The organism is Lentzea guizhouensis, assembly GCF_001701025.1.
GTDB classification, from domain to species: domain Bacteria; phylum Actinomycetota; class Actinomycetes; order Mycobacteriales; family Pseudonocardiaceae; genus Lentzea; species Lentzea guizhouensis.
Genome location: NZ_CP016793.1, coordinates 319,763 through 339,132 on the forward strand (window position 1 = coordinate 319,763; position 19,370 = coordinate 339,132).

Genomic DNA, 19,370 nt, shown 5'->3' on the forward strand with positions numbered 1-19,370 from the left:
CTCATCCCTTGATCGCTCCGGTGGTGATCCCACGCAGGAAGGACTTCTGCAGCGACAGGTACACGACCAGGCTCGGTACCAGCGCCAGCAACGCACCGGCCAGCACGATGCCCGTCCCGACCATGTCGTCGGAGCGGAGCGCGAGGAGTGCGACCGTGAGCGTGTAATCGGAGGGGTCAGCGGCGACGATCAGGGGAAGCAGGTACTGCTCCCAGATCATGTTGAAGCCGAACACGGCGATGACGCCGAGCGCCGGCTTGCACAGCGGGAGGATGATCTGCGCGAAGAGGCGCAGCTCCCCCGCACCGTCCACTTTGGCCGCTTCCTCCAGCTCCGCGGGGATCTCCTTCATGAACTCCGTCATGACGAAGATGGAGAAACCCCACGCCCCCAACGGGAGGATGACGCCCAGCAGGGTGCCCTTCAGACTCACGTGCACCAGCGGCAGGTCTCCGATCACCAGCGACAGCGGGATCGCGATGACCTCCTCCGGCAACATCATCGTGGCGAGGATGACCAGCAGCGCGACGGCCTGGCCGCGGAACTTCTTGCGCGCCAGCGCGTACGCGGCGAACACGCTCACCGAGAGCTGCAGCAGCAGCGCACCACCGGCGATGACCAGGGAGTTCATCAGGTAGTGCCAGATCTTGTTCTCCGTCGCCACCTGGAAGTTCAGCAGCGACGGGTTCGTCGGGATGATCGACAGCTTGGTCGGGTCGGGGTTGTGCTCGAACGCACCCGAGAAGATGACCAGCAGCGGCCCGCAGAAAAGGATTACAGCGAGGGCGCTGAGAACGAACCTGATGCCCTTGGACGTCCACGCGTCCGGACGGGTGGACCAGCCGATGGCGCTGTCGAAGCGGCTGGAGTTGATGCTCATCGCGCCTCCCTCCGTCGCCGGTACCACTGCACGGACACCGTCAACACCAGTGTGACAAGGAACAGCAACACCGAACCAGCGGAGGCGAGACCGGCTTCCGACTGTTCGAACGCGGTGGTGTAGACGCGGGTCATCCAGACGTCGGTCGAGCCGGCCGGACCACCGCCGGTCAGCACGTAGACCTCGGTGAACACGCGCAGGCCGCGAATTGCCGCCAGGGTCAGCAGGATCGTGATCACCGGCCGCAACGCGGGCAGCGTCACGCTCCGGATCCGCTGCCAGGTCGAGGCGCCGTCGATCGCGGCGGCCTCGTACTGCTGGCGGTCGATGCCGGCCAGACCGGCGAGGATCAGCACCATGTCGTACGGCGCGTGCTTCCAGATGCCGACGAACATGACCGACACCAGCGAGGTGTCGGTGTCGTGGATGTACTCCCACGGCCCGAGGCCCACCCACGAGATGAGCTCGTTGAGGAAGCCTTCCGGCGCCGGGTAGAAGAAGAGCCGCCAGATCTCACCGATGACCGCCGTCGCGGCGACCACCGGGAGGAACACCGCGGACCGCACGAACCACAGCGACTTCGTGTGGCCTTCCAGCAGCAACGCCAGCAGGAAGCCGATGACCATGGCGCCGATCGTCTGACCGCCGGCCAGCACGATGGTGTGCCAGCTGGCGGTCAGGAACTTCTCGTCCTGCAGGATCGTCGCGTAGTTCTCGAAGCCGACGTAGATGTCACCGAGGAACGGCCGGACCTCGAAGAGCGAGAGCCGGATGCCTTCCGCCATCGGGATGAACTTGAAGACCAGGAAGATCAGCGCGGCGGGGAGCAGGAAGAGCCACGGGACCCAGGCCGGTCCCTTCGAGGTGGCTCCCGTGAGGCGACGCCGGCGGCGCCGCCTCACGGGGTGGGTTTCGACGGCACCGCCGCCACTAGCCGTCGAGCCCACGTCTCGGGTGTCGCTGACCGGTCGAACTGCGGTCACTGCGACGCCTTCTGGTTGTCGAGCTCCTTCTTCAGCGCCTCCGCGAGCGTCTTCAGCTCGGCCGAGGAGTCGGCGGGGCACTTGGCGAAGATGGAGTTCAGGGTCTCCGAGGTCTTCTGCCGGAACGGCGCGAAGTTCGGAACGCTGGGGAAGGGCCGCGCCTCGCTGGAGTACACGCCCGCCACGGTCGCCCAGCGCGGGTCGTCGTACGTCGCGTTGACGTCGACGTTCTTGTTGACGGGCAGGCGGACCACCGGCTGCGGGTCGCCCTTCATGCCGGCTTGCTGCGCCTCGGCCGTGATCAGGTACTCGGCGAGCTTGCGCTGGTCGGCGGTCTTCGCGGAGCCGGCCATCTGGTAGATGTTCTCGCCCTCACCGAGCACGGTGGCACCGGCCGGGCCGCGCGGCGAGGCGACGACCTCGTACTTGTCCTTGCCGACCGACTTGTCGAAGCGGCCGATCATGTACGGGCCGGTCAGGTAGATACCGCTCTTGCCGGACTCGAACAGCGGGTGCGCGTCGTTCGTTCCCAGCGTCAGCGAGCCGGGCTGCATGACCTTGTCCTCGCAGAAGAGCTTGCGCAGCCGTTCGACCGCCTTGGTCGACTCCGGGGAGTCGATGCCGACGGCGAACTTGCCGTCACCCTCGTCCTCGAGGATGTCGCCGCCGCCCTGCCAGATGTAGCTGGAGGCCCACCACGCGAGGTAGCCGCGGTCGGTGGTGCCGGGCACGAGCATGCCGTAGGTGTCGTTCTGCCCGTTGCCGTCGGGGTCGTTGCGGGTGAAGGCCTTCGCGAGGTCGTCGAGCTCCTCCCACGTGGTGGGGATCGGCTTGCCGAGCTTCTCGCGCCAGTCCTTGCGGATCAGCGTGACCATCGCCTGGGTGGAGAAGGGGATGGCGTAGAACTTGCCGTCAGCGCCCTTGCCGTTGTTCCACGCGCGGTCGACGACGTCCGCGCCGCCGGCGACGTCCTCCCGCTTGACCTCGGTCGTCCAGCCCTGCTTGACGAAGTTGCCGAGCGAGCCGGTGTCGGTGACGACGACGTCGGGGAGGTCCTTGGAGGCGGCGCGCTGCTGCACCTGCTTGTCGAAGTCGTTGAAGATCGGCTTGTAGTCGACCTGCACACCGGTCTTCTCGGTGAACGACTTGAAGATCTTCTCGTAGACCTTCGCGGTCGCCTCGGTCGAGCGGGTCCACACCTCGAGGGGCTTGTTCGGGTCCTTGTTCGACGCGGCGGGCGTAGAGCTGCCACAACCAGCTAGCAACGCGGCCACGCTCAGTGTCGCGATCGTTGTGGCTGTTCTACGGCGCATCGATGGGCCCTTCGCTTTCACGTATGTGAACCGGGGTCGTACTTGTGAACCTGCTGCAGGACTGTAAGAATCAGCACAGCAACGTGTCAAGGGCAAGTTGCTTTCCTGTTTCGAGGAGGCCAGGTGGCGTCGCCGATCGACAAGGGCACAGCACGTCCGGGCGCGGTGAAGTCCGCTGACCGCACGGTTGAGCTGCTCGAAGTGCTCTCCGCGTCGGATCGCAGGCTGACGCTCACCGAGCTGCACCGCGAGCTCAGCTACCCCAAGTCCAGCCTCTACATGCTGCTGCAGACGCTCGTGGCGCGCGGCTGGGTGGAGGTCGACTCGGACCGGGGCACGTACGGCATCGGCGTTCGCGCGCTGCTCGTCGGTACGTCGTACCTGGACCACGACCCCGTCGTGCGGGCCGCCATCCGGGTGATGGAGCAGGTGCGGCAGGACATCAACGAGACGGTGCACCTCGCCCGGTTGGACGGCGCGGACGTCGTCTACCTGGCGAGCCGGGAGTCGGAGCACCACCTGCGGGTGGTCTCGCGCGTCGGCCGCCGGCTGCCCGCGCACTCCACGTCGCTGGGCAAGGCCGTGCTGTCCACGCGGACGCCGGAGGAGGTCGACCTGATCCTCCCCGACGAGCTGGCGCCGTTGACGCAGAACACCGTGACCGACCGGGCGGCGTTGCACGAGCAGCTCGCCGGGTTCCGCAACGTCGGCTACGCCCACGAGCGCGAGGAGAACACGCCCGGCCTGGGCTGTTTCGCCGTCGCCCTGCCCTACCGCAACCCGGTGCTGGACGCGATGAGCTGCTCGGTGCCGCTGGGCCGACTGGACCCCGAGCACGAGCGGCAGGTCATCTCCGCGCTGCTGGACGCGGCCAGGACGATCACCGAGCTGCTCCGCCAGTTCGGCCGCTGAGGTTCCACGATTCGCATGCACAAGACGGAGGGGTCCTACCCGTGACCGCACGCATCCTGATCACCGGCGCCGCCGGCGTGGTGGGCACGCTCATGCGTCCACGCCTCGCCGCGGACGGCCGTGTCCTGCGGCTGCTGGACATCGCCGAGCTGCCCGCCCCGGAGGACGGCGAGAACGTCGAGCTCGTCCAGGCGTCGGTGACCGACATGGCCGCGATGGAGGCGGCGATGCGGGACGTGGACGCCGTGATCCACCTCGGCGGGCACAGCCTGGAGGAGTCGTGGGAGAAGATCCTGCGGGTCAACATCGACGGCACGCACACGGTCCTGGAAGCCGCGCGGCGTTCCGGCGTGCGGCGCGTGGTCCTCGCGAGCTCCAACCACGCGGTGGGCTACGTCGAGCGCGCCGACGGTGAGGCCGGCGACTACCTGTTCCCCCGCCCGGACACCTACTACGGCGTGTCGAAGGTGGCGTTGGAGGCGCTGGGGTCGCTGTACGCCGACCGCTACGGTCTGGACGTGATCGCGTTGCGGATCGGTTCGTGCTTCCCGAAGCCGCGCGACGTGCGGATGCTGTCGACGTGGATGTCGCCGGACGACGGTGCTCGCCTGTTCGAGGCCGCGCTGTCCGTCGCCTCGCCCGGTTTCCGGATCGTGTGGGGCGTCTCGAACAACACCCGCGGCTGGTTCTCGCTCGACGAGGCCCGCGCGCTGGGCTACGAACCGCAGGACGACTCCGAGGTGTTCGCCGCCGAGGTGCTGGCGGAGCACGGCGGTGAGCTCGACCCGTCGTCGTATGCGGGCAAGTACGTGGGCGGGGCCTGGTGCGGCCCCGACTTCGACACGGCAGTCAAGGAGGCAGGGCGTTGAGCCACGTCGTTCAGGGATACAACCCGCGCACCGGTGAGCCGTTCGGCGATCCGGTCGCCAAGACCCCCGACAGCGAGGTGGACCGGATCGCCTCCGCCGCCGCGGTGGCGTTCACCGCGTGGTCGGCCGTGCCCGCCGCGGACCGCGCGGTGGTGCTGGAGAAGGTCGCGGACGCGCTGGACGGCGAGTCGGACCTGCTGGTGTCGACCGCGGACAGCGAGACGGCGCTCGGGGTGCCGCGGCTGACGACCGAGCTCAAGCGCACGACGAACCAGCTGCGGCTGTTCGCCGAGGTGCTGCGCGAGGGGTCCTACGTCGAGGCCACCTTGGACTCCGCGAACCCGGACATCATCCCGCCGCGGCCGGTGCTGCGGCGCATCTTGCGTCCACTCGGGACGGTCGCGGTGTTCTCGGCGTCGAACTTCCCGTTCGCGTTCTCGGTGGCCGGTGGTGACACGGCTTCGGCGCTGGCGTCCGGTTGTTCCGTTGTGGTGAAGGCACATTCGGCGCACCCGTCGACGTCGCGCGAGACCGCGCGCGTGGTGGTGGACGCGTTGCGCGAGGCCGGTGCGCCGGAGGGCGTGTTCGGGATCGTCTACGGCACCGAGTCCGGTGTCGCGCTGGTGCGGCACCCGGTCGTGCGCGCGGTCGGGTTCACCGGGTCGACCGGTGGCGGGCGGGCGTTGTTCGACCTGGCGCAGGGACGGCCGGACCCCATCCCGTTCTACGGCGAGCTGGGCAGCGTGAACCCGACGGTGATCCTGCCGGGTGCGGCGACGGCCGACATCGCGGCCGGGTTCGCGCAGTCGCTGACGATGGGCGTGGGGCAGTTCTGCACCAACCCCGGTCTGGTGTTCGCGCCGGCGGACCTCGTGCCCGCACTGGGCGAGGCGGTCGCGGCGACCGCGGGTGGCGCGATGCTCAACGAGCGGATGTGCGACTCCTACACGGCTTCGACGGACGCGCTGGCGGCGTCGGACCTGGTGACCGTCGTGTCCACGGGGACGAAGCCGGACGAGGCGTGGGCGGTGTCGCCGCGGCTGTTCAGCGTGCCGGTCTCGGTGTTCGAGGAGAACCTGGAGAAGCTGACCGAGGAGCACTTCGGCCCGGCCGCTCTGGTCGTGACGTACTCGTCGCCGGCCGAGCTGCACTCGGTGCTGGCGAAGCTGCCCGGCACGTTGACCGGCACCGTGCACGCGGCCGAGTCGGACCACGCGGAGGCGGCGGAAATCGCGGAGGTCCTGCGGCGCGTGGCCGGCCGGATCATCTTCAACGCCTGGCCGACGGGTGTCGCGGTGGCGTGGGGCCAGCACCACGGTGGTCCGTGGCCCGCGACGACGAACCCGCTGCACACGTCGGTGGGCGCCACGTCGATCCGCCGCTGGATCGCGCCGGTGACGTACCAGTCGTGGCCGGACGCGTTGCTGCCGGCGGAGCTGCAGGACGCGAACCCGCTGGGGATCCCGCGCCGGGTGGACGGTGTGCTCGGCGTGCACTGAGCTGGTTTCCGGTCAACGGGGCTGCCGACGTCGGCGGCCCCGTTTTCCGTGCTTGACCTTGGAGTGCGGTCACAGGTTTAGCGTGGCGGTATGAGAGTCGCCGAGCTCGCACGCCACGTCGGGGTCGCACCGGACACGGTGCGGTACTACGAGCGCGCGGGGCTGCTCGCGCCGCCGCCGCGGACGTCGTCGGGCTACCGGCAGTACCCGGAGGCGGCGGCCGAGCGGATCCGGTTCATCCGCGACTGCCGGCGCCTCGGGCTGACGTTGCGGGAGATCGCCTCGCTGCTGGCGGTGCGCGACACCGGCGAGTGCCCGTGCGAACCGGCGTCGGAGCTGCTGCACCGGCATATCGCGGACATCGACGCCGAGATGGCCCGGCTCGCGCGGCTCAGGTCCGAGCTCGAGGAGATGGTCGAGAGCACCGACTGTCCCCCGTGGTGCCCACCGGAGGGGAGGTGATGGAAGTGGAGGACGACTGCTGCACGTGCTGTGAGTGCTGCTGATTGAACTGACGCGTTCTATTAGCGGCTTATGCGTTTCGGCGTGGCGCCCGCCGAATCTTCTGGGAAGATGTCAACACCCCAACATCAATCCCTGAATTTATCAATTGAGACAGCTCCACTGCCGACTTGCCGGGGCAAGATGGGTTATGGACCGGCAACGTCCAGGGGAGCGGGACATGACCGACCTGCGATTCGCATGGCTCGAGATCACCGGCAAATGCCAGTTGAGCTGCACACACTGCTACGCGGAGTCCGGACCGCGCGGGGGCACCGGTGCGATGACGGCTCGCGATTGGTTCCGCGTCATCTCGCACGTCGCCGAACTCGGTGCGCACCGAGTTCAGTTCATCGGCGGAGAACCCACATTGCACCCCGATTTGGCGCGGTTCGTGGACCACTCACTCGCCGCGGGACTCGAAGTCGAGGTGTTCAGCAATCTCGTGCACATCGCGCCCGCCCTGTGGGAGACGTTCACCCGCCCCGGCGTCCGCCTCGCCACGAGCTACTACTCGGCCCACGACGCCGTCACCCGCCGCCCCGGCAGCCACGCCCGCACCACCGCGAACATCACCAAGGCCCTCGACCGCGCCATCCCGCTGCGGGTGGGCGTGATCGACGTGGGCTCCGGCTCGTCCGACGCCCTGGTCGAGCTCGACGCCCTCGGCGTGCGCGACGTCGGCGTCGACACCGTCCGCGCGGTCGGCCGCGGCACTGCTCTGTCGTCTCCCGGCCCTGACCAGCTCTGCGGCCGCTGCGGTCACGGCGCCGTCGCCGTCTCCACGTCGGGCGACGTGTGGCCGTGCGTCTTCGCTCGCTGGATGGCGCTGGGCAACATATTGGACATGGATCTTGCCGACGTGCTGCTCAACGCGGCTCCGGTAGCTCCCGTCACCGCCGGCCCGTCGTGCTGGCCCCAGGGCGGCGGCTCCTGCGCCCCTAACGAACCGCCCCGCCCCTGACCACTCCTCTGCTGGTCAGAAAGCTCGCAATCGCTTTCGCGCACTCCATCGACTCGGTGTTCGTGGTGTCGACCTCGACGTCATAGGTCATGTCACGGTGCACGAGATAGGCCTGCGCCTCCGCCATCCCGGACACCCGATCCCCTCGCGCGAGCTCCCGCCCAGCCGCGACGACGGCGTCACACCGCACCCCGACCCACACCACGTCGACCCCGTCCAGCGCCTTCTCCCACCGCGCCCGCGACTCGACCCCGCCGAGGAACACCTCGTCCACGATCACCCGAGCCCCAGCCCGCGCCATCGCCGCCACCCCGCCGATCCACGCGTCCTCGAGCTCGCGGAACTCCCCGCCGACCGTCACCTCACCGTCGTCGGCGAACCCGATCCCCTCGTCCCCGAGCCGCAACCGGGCAGGCATCGCGTCGATCAACGTGTCCACCCCGAGCGTCAGCCACGGCTCCGGGAACACCGCCTGCAGACACCGCGCGATCCCGGACTTGCCGGAGCTCGACCCACCGTTCAGCACGATCACCTGAGCCACACCCGGACCGTACCCACGCCCGCGCTCGCCCACGCCTCTCCCGCTCGCCGGCACCCACACGCCCAGCCTTCGTGCCCGCAACCCTCGTCTGGCTTCGCGAACTCCCCCGTCCGCGAGCTCCCCCGTCCGCAAGCTTCCGGCCTCTCGCGCCGCTCGCGATCCGTCGCCCACCGTCCGCGCCCTCATCCGTCCCTCACCGCTACCGCCCCCTTTGCAACGAGTCTTTTGCGGACGTCGTCCAAAGACTCATTGCTAAGACGCAGGCCAGCGAGCTACCGGAGACATGCAACGGAACGCTAGACCCTCTAACGGACTGACCGGCAGCACAGACCAGCTCAACCCAAAACCGATATATCAGCCAGCGGCTGTCCGCTTCCGCTCCTCCGCCAGCTCCCGCTGATACCCGAGGAAGTCGACCTCCAACGTGTGCCGCTTCGACGCCACGTACCGCGACCTCAACCCCTGCCGGTAAGCCGTGATCTCCGCCTTCATCTCCGGCATCGACGGCAGCACCGCCCGCCCGGTCAGCAGGTCCGCGACCCACTCGGCCTGTGCCTCGGCCAGCGGCATGATCGCCCCCAACGGCTGGATCAGCCCGAGGAAGTACAGCCCCGGATGCTCCGGGTCCACGACCCGCCGGTACAGCGACACCTCGTTGTCCGGCGACGACACCGCCGGGAACGCCGCAGCCTCCAGGAACGGGAAGTCGACCTTGTACCCCGTGCAGTAGACGATGACGTCGACCTCCTCCCGGCTGCCGTCGGCGAACACGACCCCGGCCCCGTCGAGCCGCGCCACGTTCGGCTTCACCGTGATGTCACCGTGCCCGAGCCTGGTCAGCAGGTCGTCCGACACCGTCGGGTGCGCGGCGAGAATGCCGTGGGCCGGCTCCGGCAGGCCGTACGAGGTGAGCTTGCCGCGCGCGAGGCGCAGCATCGCCCGGACCAACAGCGACTGCAGCCACGACGGCGCGAACCGGGCGAGTGGCGAGGTGGTCAGGTGATCGCTCGGCATCCCGAACAGGTACTTCGGCATGATGTGCGCGCCGCGGCGCATCGCCAAATACGTTCGGGAAGACACCCGCGACGACTCGACGGCGATGTCGCACGCCGAATTTCCGATGCCGAGCACCAGCACCTTCTTGTTGGCAAAACGCTCCGGCGTCTTGTAGAAGTGCGCGTGCATCTGTTCGCCGTCGAACGACCCCTCGAATGCGGGTTCCGGCCATCGCGGCGACCAGTGGTGGCCGTTGGCGATGATGACCGAACTGTACGAAGTCGTCGTCGACTCACCCGTGTCCCGATCACGTGAAGTCACCGCATATCGGCCATCGGAACCGGGCACCACGGACGTCACCTCGGTGCGGAACCGGATCCGGTCGCGAAAACCGTGGTGCTTGACGAAGTCGTCGAAGTACTCCGCGATCTGGAAGTGCGACGGGTACGTCGGCAGATGCGCCGGCATCGGGAAGGACCGGAACTCCATCATCTGCCGTGAAGTGTTGATGTGCAGCGAACGGTATGCCGATGACATCCCGTTGTCGTTCAGGTACCGCCAGTTGCCCCCGATCTCGGAACCGGCCTCCAGGCAGTCGTACTCAAGCCCCCGCGCACTCAGCACCTGACATGCGGCGATGCCGGAAGAACCGGCCCCGATGACGCACACGCGATCCATGGCACGAAGGATTCTCACGTTCTCTGCGGCTGTCAATCACCCGATCCAACAGCCGCAAATGGGACGAAAATGTCAGACCTGAAGGCCATGATGGCCCGCATGACAGACGCGATCGTGGCCGAAGGCCTCGTCAAACGCTACGGGTCGGTCGTCGCGCTCGACGGGTTCGACCTCGTGGTGCCCGAAGGCACCATCATGGGACTGCTCGGGCCGAACGGAGCCGGCAAGACGACTGCGGTACGCGTGTTCACCACCCTGCTCGACCAGGACGAGGGCACCGCCAGGGTGGCGGGGCTCGACGTCCGCAAGGACGCCGACGCGTTGCGGCGCAAGATCGGGCTGTCCGGTCAGTACGCCGCCGTCGACGACAACCTGACCGGCTTCGAGAACCTGGACATGGTCGGCCGGCTCTACCACCTCGGCCGCGCCCGCAGCCGGGAACGGGCGCGCGAGCTGCTCACCCGGTTCGACCTCGAAGACGCCGCCGACCGCCCGGTGAAGGGGTACTCGGGCGGCATGCGCCGGCGTCTCGACCTCGCGGGCGCGCTGGTCGCCGAGCCGTCGGTGCTGTTCCTCGACGAACCCACGACCGGCCTCGACCCGAGGTCGCGCCTGGGGATGTGGGACGTGATCGAGGAGCTGGTCGCCGGCGGCACGACGTTGCTGCTCACCACCCAGTACCTGGAGGAGGCCGACCGGCTCGCCGACCAGATCGCCGTGATCGACCACGGCCGGGTCATCGCCGAAGGCACCGCGGACCAGCTCAAGGACCAGGTCGGCGGCGAACGCCTGGAGCTCTCCGTCGCGACGAGCGCCGAGCTGAGCAACGCCAGGTCCACGCTCGCGGGCCTCGCCGTCGGCACGATCGAGGCCGACGAACGCCAGCACCACCTCACCGTGCCGGTCGCGGGCGGGTCGGCGGTGCTGATGGAGGCGATCCGGCTGCTCGACAGCGAGTCGGTGAAGGTGCTCGACATCGGTCTGCGCAGACCGACCCTCGACGACGTGTTCCTGGCGCTCACCGGGCACCACGCGGAAGACGCGGCGCAAGACTCGGAGGACGAGAAGTGAAGTTGCTGCAGGCGCTGGCTGACGGCTCGGTGGTCGCCAAGCGCAACCTCATCAAGATCAAACGGGTGCCCGACCTGCTGGTGTTCTCCACGGCGGCGCCGATCATGTTCGTGTTGCTGTTCGCGTACGTCTTCGGCGGCTCGATCGAGATCCCCGGCATGGACTACCGCGAGTTCCTGATGGCCGGCATCTTCGCCCAGACCGTGCTGTTCGGCGCCACCATCACCGGCAGCGGCCTGGCCGAGGACATCACCAAGGGCATCATCGACCGGTTCCGCTCGCTGCCGATGGCGCGCTCGGCCGTGCTGGTCGGCCGCACCACCTCCGACCTGGTGAACAACGCGCTGGTCATCCTCATCATGATGATCACCGGCCTGCTCGTCGGCTGGCGCATCCACTCCTCACCGCTGGAGGCGCTGGCGGCGGTCGGGTTGCTGCTGCTGTTCGCCTACGCGTTCTCGTGGGCGATGGCGTGGATCGGGCTGCTGGTGCGCAGCCCGGAGGTGTTCAACAACGCGAGCTTCATCTTCATCTTCCCGATCACCTACATCGCGAACACGTTCGTGCAGTCGGAGAAGCTGCCGTCGGTCCTGCGCCACATCGCGGAGTGGAACCCGGTGTCGGCCGTGACGCTGGCGGCCCGCGAGCTGTTCGGCAACACCTCGCCGCTCGCTCCCCCGCCGGACGTCTGGCCGTTGCAGCACCCGGTCCTCGCCTCGCTCGGCTGGGTCGTGGTCTTCCTGCTGATCTTCGTGCCGCTGGCCAACTACCAGTACAAGAAGGCGGTCGCGCGCTAGGTTCCGCCCAGTGGAACGGGGTGTGCCCAGTACCACCCGGAGCAATACGTTGTGCCGCATGCGAAAGCTCTTTGTGGCAGTCACGTCGGTACTGGCGTTCTCGGTCTCGACGGGAACGGCGGCGGGCACCCCGCTGCCGTTCCCGGAGATCTTCGCGACGAACAACACGGCCGTCATCACCGATCCGGACGACCCGCGCCTGCGGGACAGACTGGTCGCCTTCGACCGCGAGGTCCGCGGCATCGTGCACGCGAACGGCGGCGTCACCACCCGTTCCACCCTGCTCGACGGGGTGTTCTGGTCGAGCGAGCAGAACACGACGACGTTCGAACGCTCCCGCAAGTTCGACGTCACGCTCGACGAGGAGAGCCTGCGCCACACGGCGGCCACGATCAGCAAGCGGTTCAGCCAGGAGTCGGTGCTGACGTTCCGCTTCCTGCCGGCGAGCTCGCCGGAGGTCGACGCCGTCCAGGTCGAGGTCCACGGCGTCACGGCCCAGCAGGTGCGCACGGGCCTGCTCAACGACGCGGTGGCACGCGAGAAGCTCGGCGGCGGCAGCGTCACGTTGCAGAACAAGGCGATCCTCATCGCGGACGTCAACGACCTGCCGACGGTGCGTGCGTTCGTCACCACCATCGGCGGCGACATGAGCAGGGCGAAGGTGCGCAAGGGCACGTGGGAGTTCGTCGGCGCGGCGGAGGCCTCGGCGAAAACTCCTTTGTGGATCAACAAGAACGCCGCCTAACCTCGTACGCATGGCAGCAACCGTCGTCCGCGGCCAGAACGTGGACATCCGCATGTGGACCCGGCCCGACGAGGTCGAAGAGTTCGCCATGCGGCAGCTCCAGAACATCTCCGCGCTGCCGTGGGCCGTCAAGCACATCGCCGTGATGCCGGACGTGCACTACGGCAAGGGCGCCACGGTGGGCTCGGTGATCGCGTTGCGCGACGCCGTGTCCCCGGCGGCCGTCGGCGTGGACATCGGCTGCGGCATGACCGCCGTGCGCACCTCGCTCACAGCGAGCGACCTGCCGGAGACGTTGCGTGGCCTCAGGTCTCGCATGGAGTCCGTCGTGCCCGTCGGTTTCGGCCAGCACAAGGCGACCGCGTTCACCGAAAGGGACGCGTCCGACTGGGGTGCGTTCTGGAGGCGGTTCGACGACCTGACGCCTGCCGTGAAGGCGCGTGCCGACAAGGCGATGCACCAGATGGGCACGCTCGGTGGCGGCAACCACTTCCTGGAGGTCTGCCTCGACGCCGACCAGTCGGTGTGGGTGATGCTGCACTCCGGGTCGCGCGGGATCGGCAACGAGCTGGCGCAGCACCACATCGCGGTGGCGCGCACGCTCGCGCACAACGCCGAGCTGCCCGACCCGGACCTGGCGGTGTTCCTCGCCGGCACGCCGGAGATGGCGGCGTACCGGCACGACCTGTACTGGGCGCAGGACTACGCGAGGCGCAACCGTTCGGTCATGCTGCGTCTGGTGTGCGACGTGCTGCGCGCGGAGTTCCCGCACATCGCGTTCGAGGAGCCGATCTCCTGCCACCACAACTACGTGGCGGAGGAGACGCACTTCGGTGAGGACGTGCTGGTGACCCGCAAGGGTGCGATCCGGGCCGGTCGTGGCGAGCTGGGCATCATCCCCGGTTCGATGGGCACCGGTTCCTACATCGTGCGCGGGCTCGGCAACCCGGACTCGTTCCAGTCGGCCTCGCACGGTGCCGGTCGGAGGATGTCGCGCAACAAAGCCCGCAAGACGTTCACCACCGAGGACCTCGAGGCCCAGACGAACGGGGTGGAGTGCCGCAAGGACTCCGGTGTGGTGGACGAGATCCCAGGCGCCTACAAGGACATCGACACCGTGATGGCGAACCAGTCCGACCTCGTCGAGGTGGTCGCCAAGCTCAAGCAGGTGGTTTGTATCAAGGGTTGAATGTTTCTCCCGGGCACACACGGGAAAGCCTCCAGACAGCAGATTTCTTGCCTGTCTTGGAGGTTTTCCATGTCAACGGGCGCCATCATCGGCCTGGTGGTCGCGGTTCTCGTGGTGCTGGTGGTCCTCGCCTTCGTGCTGAGGCCCGCCATGCAGCGCAAGAAGCTGCGCAACCGCTTCGGCCCCGAGTACGACCGCGCGGTCGCCGAAAGTGACGACAGAACGGCCGCGGAGAAGGAGCTCGCCGAGCGGGAGCACCGTCACAGCGAGTTCGACCTGAAGCCGCTTTCCGCTACGGCACAGGAGAGTTACCGCCGGCACTGGGCGAACGTGCAGGCGAAGTTCGTCGACTCGCCGGACACGGCGATCGCGGACGCCGACCGGCTGGTGACCGACCTGATGGCCGAGCGCGGCTACCCCACCGAGGGTTACGAGGCACAGCTGAGCGTGCTGTCGGTCGAGCACGCGCGGACGCTGGAGCACTACCGCAAGGCGCACGACATCTCCGAGCGCCAGGAGCTCGGCGAGGCCAGCACCGAGGACCTCCGCACCGCGATGGTGCACTACCGCGAGCTGTTCACCGATCTGCTCGAACACGGTGCCGCTCCGAACAAGGACGCACACCGGAAGGAGAAGAGCGATGTCTGAGGCCACCCACGCACGGGCAGCGCAGGAGCAGAAGGACCAGACGGTGCGCGAGGAGCGGCGCGAAGAGCGGGCCGCGCACGCGCAGCGCGAGGACATGCAGCGCGAGCACGTGGCGGCGCAGCGCGACGCCGTTCCGCAGCAGGGTCAGCAGGCCCAGCACCAGCAGGCCCAGGGGCAGCAGACGCAGCAGGTGCAGCGCCCGGACCCGCGTGTGCAGGACTCCCGCGGTGGTCAGGACGCCCGCGTCGGGCAGGACCCGCGCGCCCAGGAGTCGCAGCGCCACGAGACCCAGCGTTCGGAGGCCCAGCGTTCGGAGGCCCAGCGCGACGAGTCCCGCACCGGTTCCCAGGACCTGACGCAGCGGCCGGGGTACCGCCTCGAGGACGAGTGGCAGGCGGTGCAGTTCGAGTTCGTCGACGACCCGCACGCCGCCGTGCGCAAGGCGGACGACCTCGTGCGGAAGGCGATCGAGGAGCTGACCTCGCGCCACCGCACGCTCTCCGAGCAGTGGAAGGGCGAGGGCAAGCACGAGACCGAAGACCTGCGACTGGCTCTCCACCGCTATCGGGAACTCTTCAGGTCGCTCGTGGCGACCAAGTAGTCCAGGAGCCCCGGCGCCGCGGCCGTAACAGGTTGCGGCGCCGGCAGGCATGTCCGGACCTAGCTGGGCAGCTCCCGGATCTCCATCTCCAGCACGTCGATCTCGTCGCTGATGGCCTCGTCGAGCATGTCGTCGAGCAGCTTGCGGCACTCCGCCGAGCCGCAGCGGGCCAGACCCGTCCCGAACCTCGGCACCTGCTCCCACCACACCGCCGGGTTGTTCCAGAACGACCCGGAACCCTGGTCGACACCCTCCAGGCAACGCAGCCGCTGGTCGGTCTCCGGCAGCGCGCGAACGAACTCGATGAACAACGCGAGTGCGTCAGGATTGCTCACCGGGACCGCGCCATAGCCGCGCAGACAGTCCTCGAGTTCTGCGAGGAACTCCGCCTTGAAGGACACGGCACACCCCCGCTCCTCCGCACTGTCGCGGACATCTTGATTTCGTACCACCAACGGTACCTCCGCGGCCTTTGCGGGAAACGAGTGCGAACGGGCGGTATCTTCCTGCGGCCAAGTGGGTTCGCGGTGACCTTCAGTCACTTCGCCTGGTGTTCACGTGCCCTCGTGCGCGACGTAGCGGGATGTGAGAACTCCGTTGTCCAGCTTGACGATCTGCGCCACGACCAGCTTGTCGACCGGGTCGCACCCGGAGGTGCCGCTCGCGTCGGCGCGGGCGAACGTCAGCCTCCCGGACGCGCCGTCGAAGTCACGCAAAGTGCGCAGGTACTGGAAAACAGCCTGCCGCGACTCACCGCGTTCAGCTCCGCGGGCGACGACGCTGACAGCGTCATAGGCGAGAAGAATGTGCCCGTTGGGGCCCGAAAGAAATGCCCGGCGGGCATGCCGGTTCTGCGCCGTCTCGTAAAGCTGGAAGAACCGTTGCGTCGTCTGGGGAACTTGCGCCATGCCCGTCGTCCACGCGAACGTCGAGAAGTACAACCTGCCGTCGGCATATTGTTTGACGCCTTCCAGGTCCGCGAAGTTGGTCGTCTCCAGCTGGGTGAGGTCGTCTCCGCCGAACACCACGGCGTCCGGGCAGTTGCTGTTGCCGTTGAGCTCGGTGAGCAACCCGCCGATCTCCGCGGTGCGCCCGGTGTAGAGGATCAGCGGGTTGCGCGACTTGCCACAGATCTTGCTGGCGACATGGGCGAGCTCCGTGGCCACCGTCGTGCTCTCGTCGTAGCCGTGCATCTCGGGACCCAGCCGGTTCCGGAGCTGGTGCGCGAGATCGGCGCTGTACTCGTCTCCCGGGCTGTGCACGAGGTGCAGCGGGCGGCCGCGCAACGCATCGGTGCGTTCGATGATCCGCGCGACGACCTCCGCCTGCCGGTCGTTGGCCGGTGCGATGCGGAAGAAGTACGGCATTTCGCTGTACAGCGTCGACGACAGCGCCGACCCGACCATCGGAACGCCGACCTGCCGGTCCTTCGACGGCGCCAGCGCCTCCAGCGCCGCGGCGGTGGACGCGCGGCTCTGCCCGAGACCGGTCACCGCGACGACCGTGCGGTCGCGTTCGGCGTAGCTCTTGATCTGCTCGGCGACCACCTTCGCGTGCGCGGACTCGCCGCCGAAGTTCGCGAGCACCAGGCGCACCAACGGGTTGCGCGCCACGCCGTCGAGCAGGTTCCACTCGCGCTGGGCGAGGTAGGCGCCACGCAGCTCGTTCACGCCGGCCGACAGGTCGCGTTTCACGCGTTCCTTGGAGCTGAGCATGGTGGCGACGACGATCGTGACGTTCGGGCGGTCCTTCGCCTTGGCCACACGGGCGTTCTCGTCCGCGATGAGCTTGGCCAGCTCACCGACCTCGGCGTCGTCGCTGTTCTGCAGGGTCGGGTCACCGTAGGCGAACCGGCCGGGCCGCTCACTCATGCCGATGCACTGCACTTCATCCACTTTGGACAGACGAAGGCGGTCACCGGCCAGGTCGGCGACCAGCTCGCTCGGCTCATAGATGCCGTAACGCAGGCAATGCGTGCTGTTGTGCAGGTAAAAAGCCGCGCCGTACGCCACGAGCAGCAAGACGACGAGGTAGACCGCCGCACGACGCACACCGTTGCGGCCGGGCCAGCGCCGCGGGTACGGGTAGCTGCCGACGGTGGACTGGCGCGGAAGTGACGCGGGCGGCGAGGCCGGCGTGTTGTGCTCGAGTGCTCGTTTCGTTGTGCGATAGCCACTCAGGCGTTCCTCGGAGCCGCTGAGGTCTTGGTGCGTGCGCAACACACGGTCGTACATCTCGACAGTCGGGCGCGCGGTTCGGCTGCGGGACCGCAGCTCCCACGTCGCGATGACGGCGTCTTCGAGCAGACCGGTCTCCCGGCGCACCACGCGATCGACACGGCGGTGCAGGGTGCGGCGTGCGGTGCCGCCGCGCAGGCGCTGCCACCACAGACGTGACTCCTCATCGCGTGCTTCTTCCCCTTCGCCCGGCGGCATCGGGGCCTCGGCGATGGCGGCGAGCTCAGCGATCCAGCCGTCACTGCGCTCGTCGACGTGCGGCCGCAGCCGGTGCGCGACGAAGTGCACATCGCCGAGCGCGAGTGCGTGGTAAAGCGCGTCTTCGCGTTGCCCCAGGCCGTCGAAGCGTTCCTTCAGCAGCCGGTGGACCCTGATGTGGGAGAACTCGTCGTCCGGAGCCTCGCGCAGCCGGCGCGCGAGAAGGTCGCGCAGCAAGGGGTGCAGCACGAAGTCGTCGCCGTGCCGCGAGACGAAACTGAGCTGTGTCAGCAGAAAGCGCATGTTGTCGCGGTCCCACTCCCGCGGCAGCAACGCGTTGATGACGTGCCGGTCGAGCACGCGCGGGGCGGCCAGCCTGGCGAAGATCTCGCGCGCCGCCTGGCGTTCCGGCACCTCCTCCGCGCCCGGGATGCGTTGGAAGAAGCGCAGGAGCAGGTAGTCGCCGACCGTGGCGTCCTGGAACGTCGTGGTCTCGTCGACCGGCAGTCGTTCGTCGAACACCGCGCGCACCGACGGCAGCACCTGGTCGCGCGCGAACATGTAGTGGACGAGCTGGATCGCGAGCCGCACCGCGAGCGGGTGCCCGTGCGTGACCTCGTGCAGCTCCTCGACCAGCGCCTCGGACTCCACGGTGCTGTTGCGCGAGCGGTTCCACTCGGCGAGGAACTGCCGCGTCTGCTGCAGCGTGAACGGCTTGAGGCGTACCGGGAGGAACATCGACTCGGCGGTCTTCTGCTGTTCCGCGCGCTCCCGCCAGGCTGCGTAGTCGGGCTCGACGTCGGGCTCAGGCGGGGCGGCCTGCTTGGTGGCGATGACGAGCAACGGCACATCGGGTTGGGTCAGCCGGCGTTCCGCGAGCAGGTGCAGGAAGTCGGTGGGGCGGGCGGCGGGCCGCGGTCGTTTCGGCGGCAGGTAGGAGTCGATGCCGTCGAGCAGGTCGGCGCCGTCGAGCAGCAGCAGGCTGTTCATCCTGCGGTAGCCGCGGAACCGGTACGCGGCCTGGACGTCGGCCAGGAACGCGGCGACGAGCAGCCGGTCGACCTCCAGCTGCTCGCCGGACCGGTGCAGGCCCCACACGTGCACGAGCGCCGCGTCGAACTTGCACCGCTGACCGGTCGTGAGCTCCTGCCCGACGTAGTTCTCGAACCACCGCAGCGCGCTCGCGACCCGTGGCCCGCCGAGCAGCCACCGCAACGGCCGCGGTGCGACAACCGCGAGCCCGATCAGCCACAGCAGCAGCGGCCGCAGCACCTTGCCGAGTCCCTGCGCCGGTGGCAGCACGTCGACGACCTCGGCCGCGTCGGCCACGGCCACGAGCCGGGTCATCTGCTTGGCGGCGAGCTCGCGGGCGCGGTGGTGCTGGTCGTCGGACGGCTCGTCGTGGAAGGCGAGGCGCGCGAGGTCGTAGCGCGGCAGCCGCATCCGGCCGAAGTCGGCGTGCCGGTAGGAGCGCAGCTGCTCGGCGGCGACGTCGAGGATGTCCTTGCACGTGCGGGAGCCGGCCTTGTCGAGGTCGACCCGTGCGAGCGGGGCCTCGCGGTAGCGGCGGCGGACGTGGTCGAGCAGCGAGGTCTTGCCACTGCCGCCGGGACCGAACGCGACGACCACCGGCAGGGGGTGGTTGCCACGACGTTCTACCAGCGACTCGACCAGCCTGGTGAGGTCGTCTCTGCCGACGAGCCCGATCTCCGGTTCCAGCGCCATGGTCCTCAGACGCTCGCGGAGAT

At 68.5% G+C, this 19,370-nt stretch carries 18 protein-coding genes; 11 read left to right on the plus strand and 7 right to left on the minus strand.

Going from position 1 to position 19,370, the window contains the following annotated elements; all coding sequences use genetic code 11:
- Position 1: 1 nt before the first annotated feature.
- The 3 genes from BBK82_RS01520 to BBK82_RS01530 all read right to left on the minus strand — a co-directional run bounded on the left by BBK82_RS01520 (position 2) and on the right by BBK82_RS01530 (position 3,176).
- The gene (locus tag BBK82_RS01520) at positions 2-880 is read right to left on the minus strand and encodes a carbohydrate ABC transporter permease (RefSeq protein WP_065920745.1); all 879 of its coding nucleotides are present in this window, start codon (positions 878-880) and stop codon (positions 2-4) included.
- Positions 877-1,782 carry a carbohydrate ABC transporter permease gene (locus BBK82_RS01525; protein WP_218920566.1) on the minus strand — a complete coding sequence of 302 codons (906 nt, stop codon included), beginning with the start codon at positions 1,780-1,782 and terminating at the stop codon, positions 877-879. The genes BBK82_RS01520 and BBK82_RS01525 overlap by 4 nt, the downstream gene beginning before the upstream one ends.
- Positions 1,783-1,859: 77 nt before the next feature.
- The gene (locus BBK82_RS01530; protein WP_065913367.1) at positions 1,860-3,176 is read right to left on the minus strand and encodes an ABC transporter substrate-binding protein; all 1,317 of its coding nucleotides are present in this window, start codon (positions 3,174-3,176) and stop codon (positions 1,860-1,862) included.
- Positions 3,177-3,299: 123 nt separating this feature from the next.
- Between BBK82_RS01530 and BBK82_RS01535 the strand changes: the two genes are divergently transcribed.
- From BBK82_RS01535 to BBK82_RS01555, 5 genes are all read left to right on the plus strand, one after another.
- Complete coding sequence (locus tag BBK82_RS01535) at positions 3,300-4,088, plus strand: IclR family transcriptional regulator (RefSeq protein ID WP_237047996.1); 789 nt, start codon at positions 3,300-3,302, stop codon at positions 4,086-4,088.
- Between the two features lie 92 nt (positions 4,089-4,180).
- Positions 4,181-4,957 (plus strand): NAD-dependent epimerase/dehydratase family protein, encoded by a 777-nt coding sequence (locus BBK82_RS01540; RefSeq protein ID WP_237048356.1) that lies wholly within the window; start codon positions 4,181-4,183, stop codon positions 4,955-4,957.
- Complete coding sequence (locus BBK82_RS01545) at positions 4,954-6,456, plus strand: aldehyde dehydrogenase (NADP(+)) (protein ID WP_071812510.1); 1,503 nt, start codon at positions 4,954-4,956, stop codon at positions 6,454-6,456. Before BBK82_RS01540 ends, BBK82_RS01545 begins: the two co-directional genes overlap by 4 nt.
- Before the next feature lie 90 nt (positions 6,457-6,546).
- Positions 6,547-6,918, plus strand: coding sequence for a heavy metal-responsive transcriptional regulator (locus BBK82_RS01550; protein ID WP_065913369.1), 372 nt, complete (start codon positions 6,547-6,549; stop codon positions 6,916-6,918).
- A gap of 220 nt (positions 6,919-7,138) precedes the next feature.
- Positions 7,139-7,921 carry a radical SAM/SPASM domain-containing protein gene (locus BBK82_RS01555; protein ID WP_065913370.1) on the plus strand — a complete coding sequence of 261 codons (783 nt, stop codon included), beginning with the start codon at positions 7,139-7,141 and terminating at the stop codon, positions 7,919-7,921.
- Here BBK82_RS01555 and cpt read toward each other — a convergent pair.
- A complete protein-coding gene (gene cpt / locus BBK82_RS01560; RefSeq protein WP_237047997.1) occupies positions 7,899-8,462 on the minus strand; it encodes a chloramphenicol phosphotransferase CPT in 564 nt (187 codons plus the stop codon). The two genes, BBK82_RS01555 and cpt, sit on opposite strands and share 23 nt — an antisense overlap.
- 354 nt (positions 8,463-8,816) lie before the next feature.
- Positions 8,817-10,136 (minus strand): flavin-containing monooxygenase, encoded by a 1,320-nt coding sequence (locus BBK82_RS01565; protein WP_065913371.1) that lies wholly within the window; start codon positions 10,134-10,136, stop codon positions 8,817-8,819.
- Between the two features lie 99 nt (positions 10,137-10,235).
- Here BBK82_RS01565 and BBK82_RS01570 point away from each other — a divergent pair, with 99 nt between their 5' ends.
- From BBK82_RS01570 to BBK82_RS01595, 6 genes are all read left to right on the plus strand, one after another.
- On the plus strand, positions 10,236-11,207 hold the full coding sequence (locus BBK82_RS01570) for an ATP-binding cassette domain-containing protein (RefSeq protein WP_065920749.1): 972 nt from the start codon (positions 10,236-10,238) through the stop codon (positions 11,205-11,207).
- Complete coding sequence (locus tag BBK82_RS01575) at positions 11,204-12,004, plus strand: ABC transporter permease (protein WP_065913372.1); 801 nt, start codon at positions 11,204-11,206, stop codon at positions 12,002-12,004. The genes BBK82_RS01570 and BBK82_RS01575 overlap by 4 nt, the downstream gene beginning before the upstream one ends.
- A gap of 58 nt (positions 12,005-12,062) precedes the next feature.
- A complete protein-coding gene (locus BBK82_RS01580; protein WP_065913373.1) occupies positions 12,063-12,749 on the plus strand; it encodes a hypothetical protein in 687 nt (228 codons plus the stop codon).
- Between the two features lie 10 nt (positions 12,750-12,759).
- Positions 12,760-13,938: an RtcB family protein gene (locus tag BBK82_RS01585; RefSeq protein ID WP_065913374.1), complete on the plus strand. Its 1,179-nt coding sequence runs from the start codon at positions 12,760-12,762 to the stop codon at positions 13,936-13,938.
- Between the two features lie 69 nt (positions 13,939-14,007).
- Positions 14,008-14,586, plus strand: a complete 579-nt coding sequence (locus BBK82_RS01590; protein ID WP_065913375.1) for a hypothetical protein — start codon at positions 14,008-14,010, stop codon at positions 14,584-14,586.
- Entirely contained in the window at positions 14,579-15,187 is a 609-nt protein-coding gene (locus tag BBK82_RS01595; RefSeq protein WP_065913376.1) for a hypothetical protein, read from the plus strand. Before BBK82_RS01590 ends, BBK82_RS01595 begins: the two co-directional genes overlap by 8 nt.
- Before the next feature lie 59 nt (positions 15,188-15,246).
- Here BBK82_RS01595 and BBK82_RS01600 read toward each other — a convergent pair whose 3' ends face one another.
- Positions 15,247-15,588: a hypothetical protein gene (locus BBK82_RS01600; protein WP_065913377.1), complete on the minus strand. Its 342-nt coding sequence runs from the start codon at positions 15,586-15,588 to the stop codon at positions 15,247-15,249.
- A gap of 153 nt (positions 15,589-15,741) precedes the next feature.
- Positions 15,742-19,347, minus strand: a complete 3,606-nt coding sequence (locus BBK82_RS01605; protein ID WP_065913378.1) for a hypothetical protein — start codon at positions 19,345-19,347, stop codon at positions 15,742-15,744.
- Positions 19,348-19,370 lie beyond the last annotated feature (23 nt).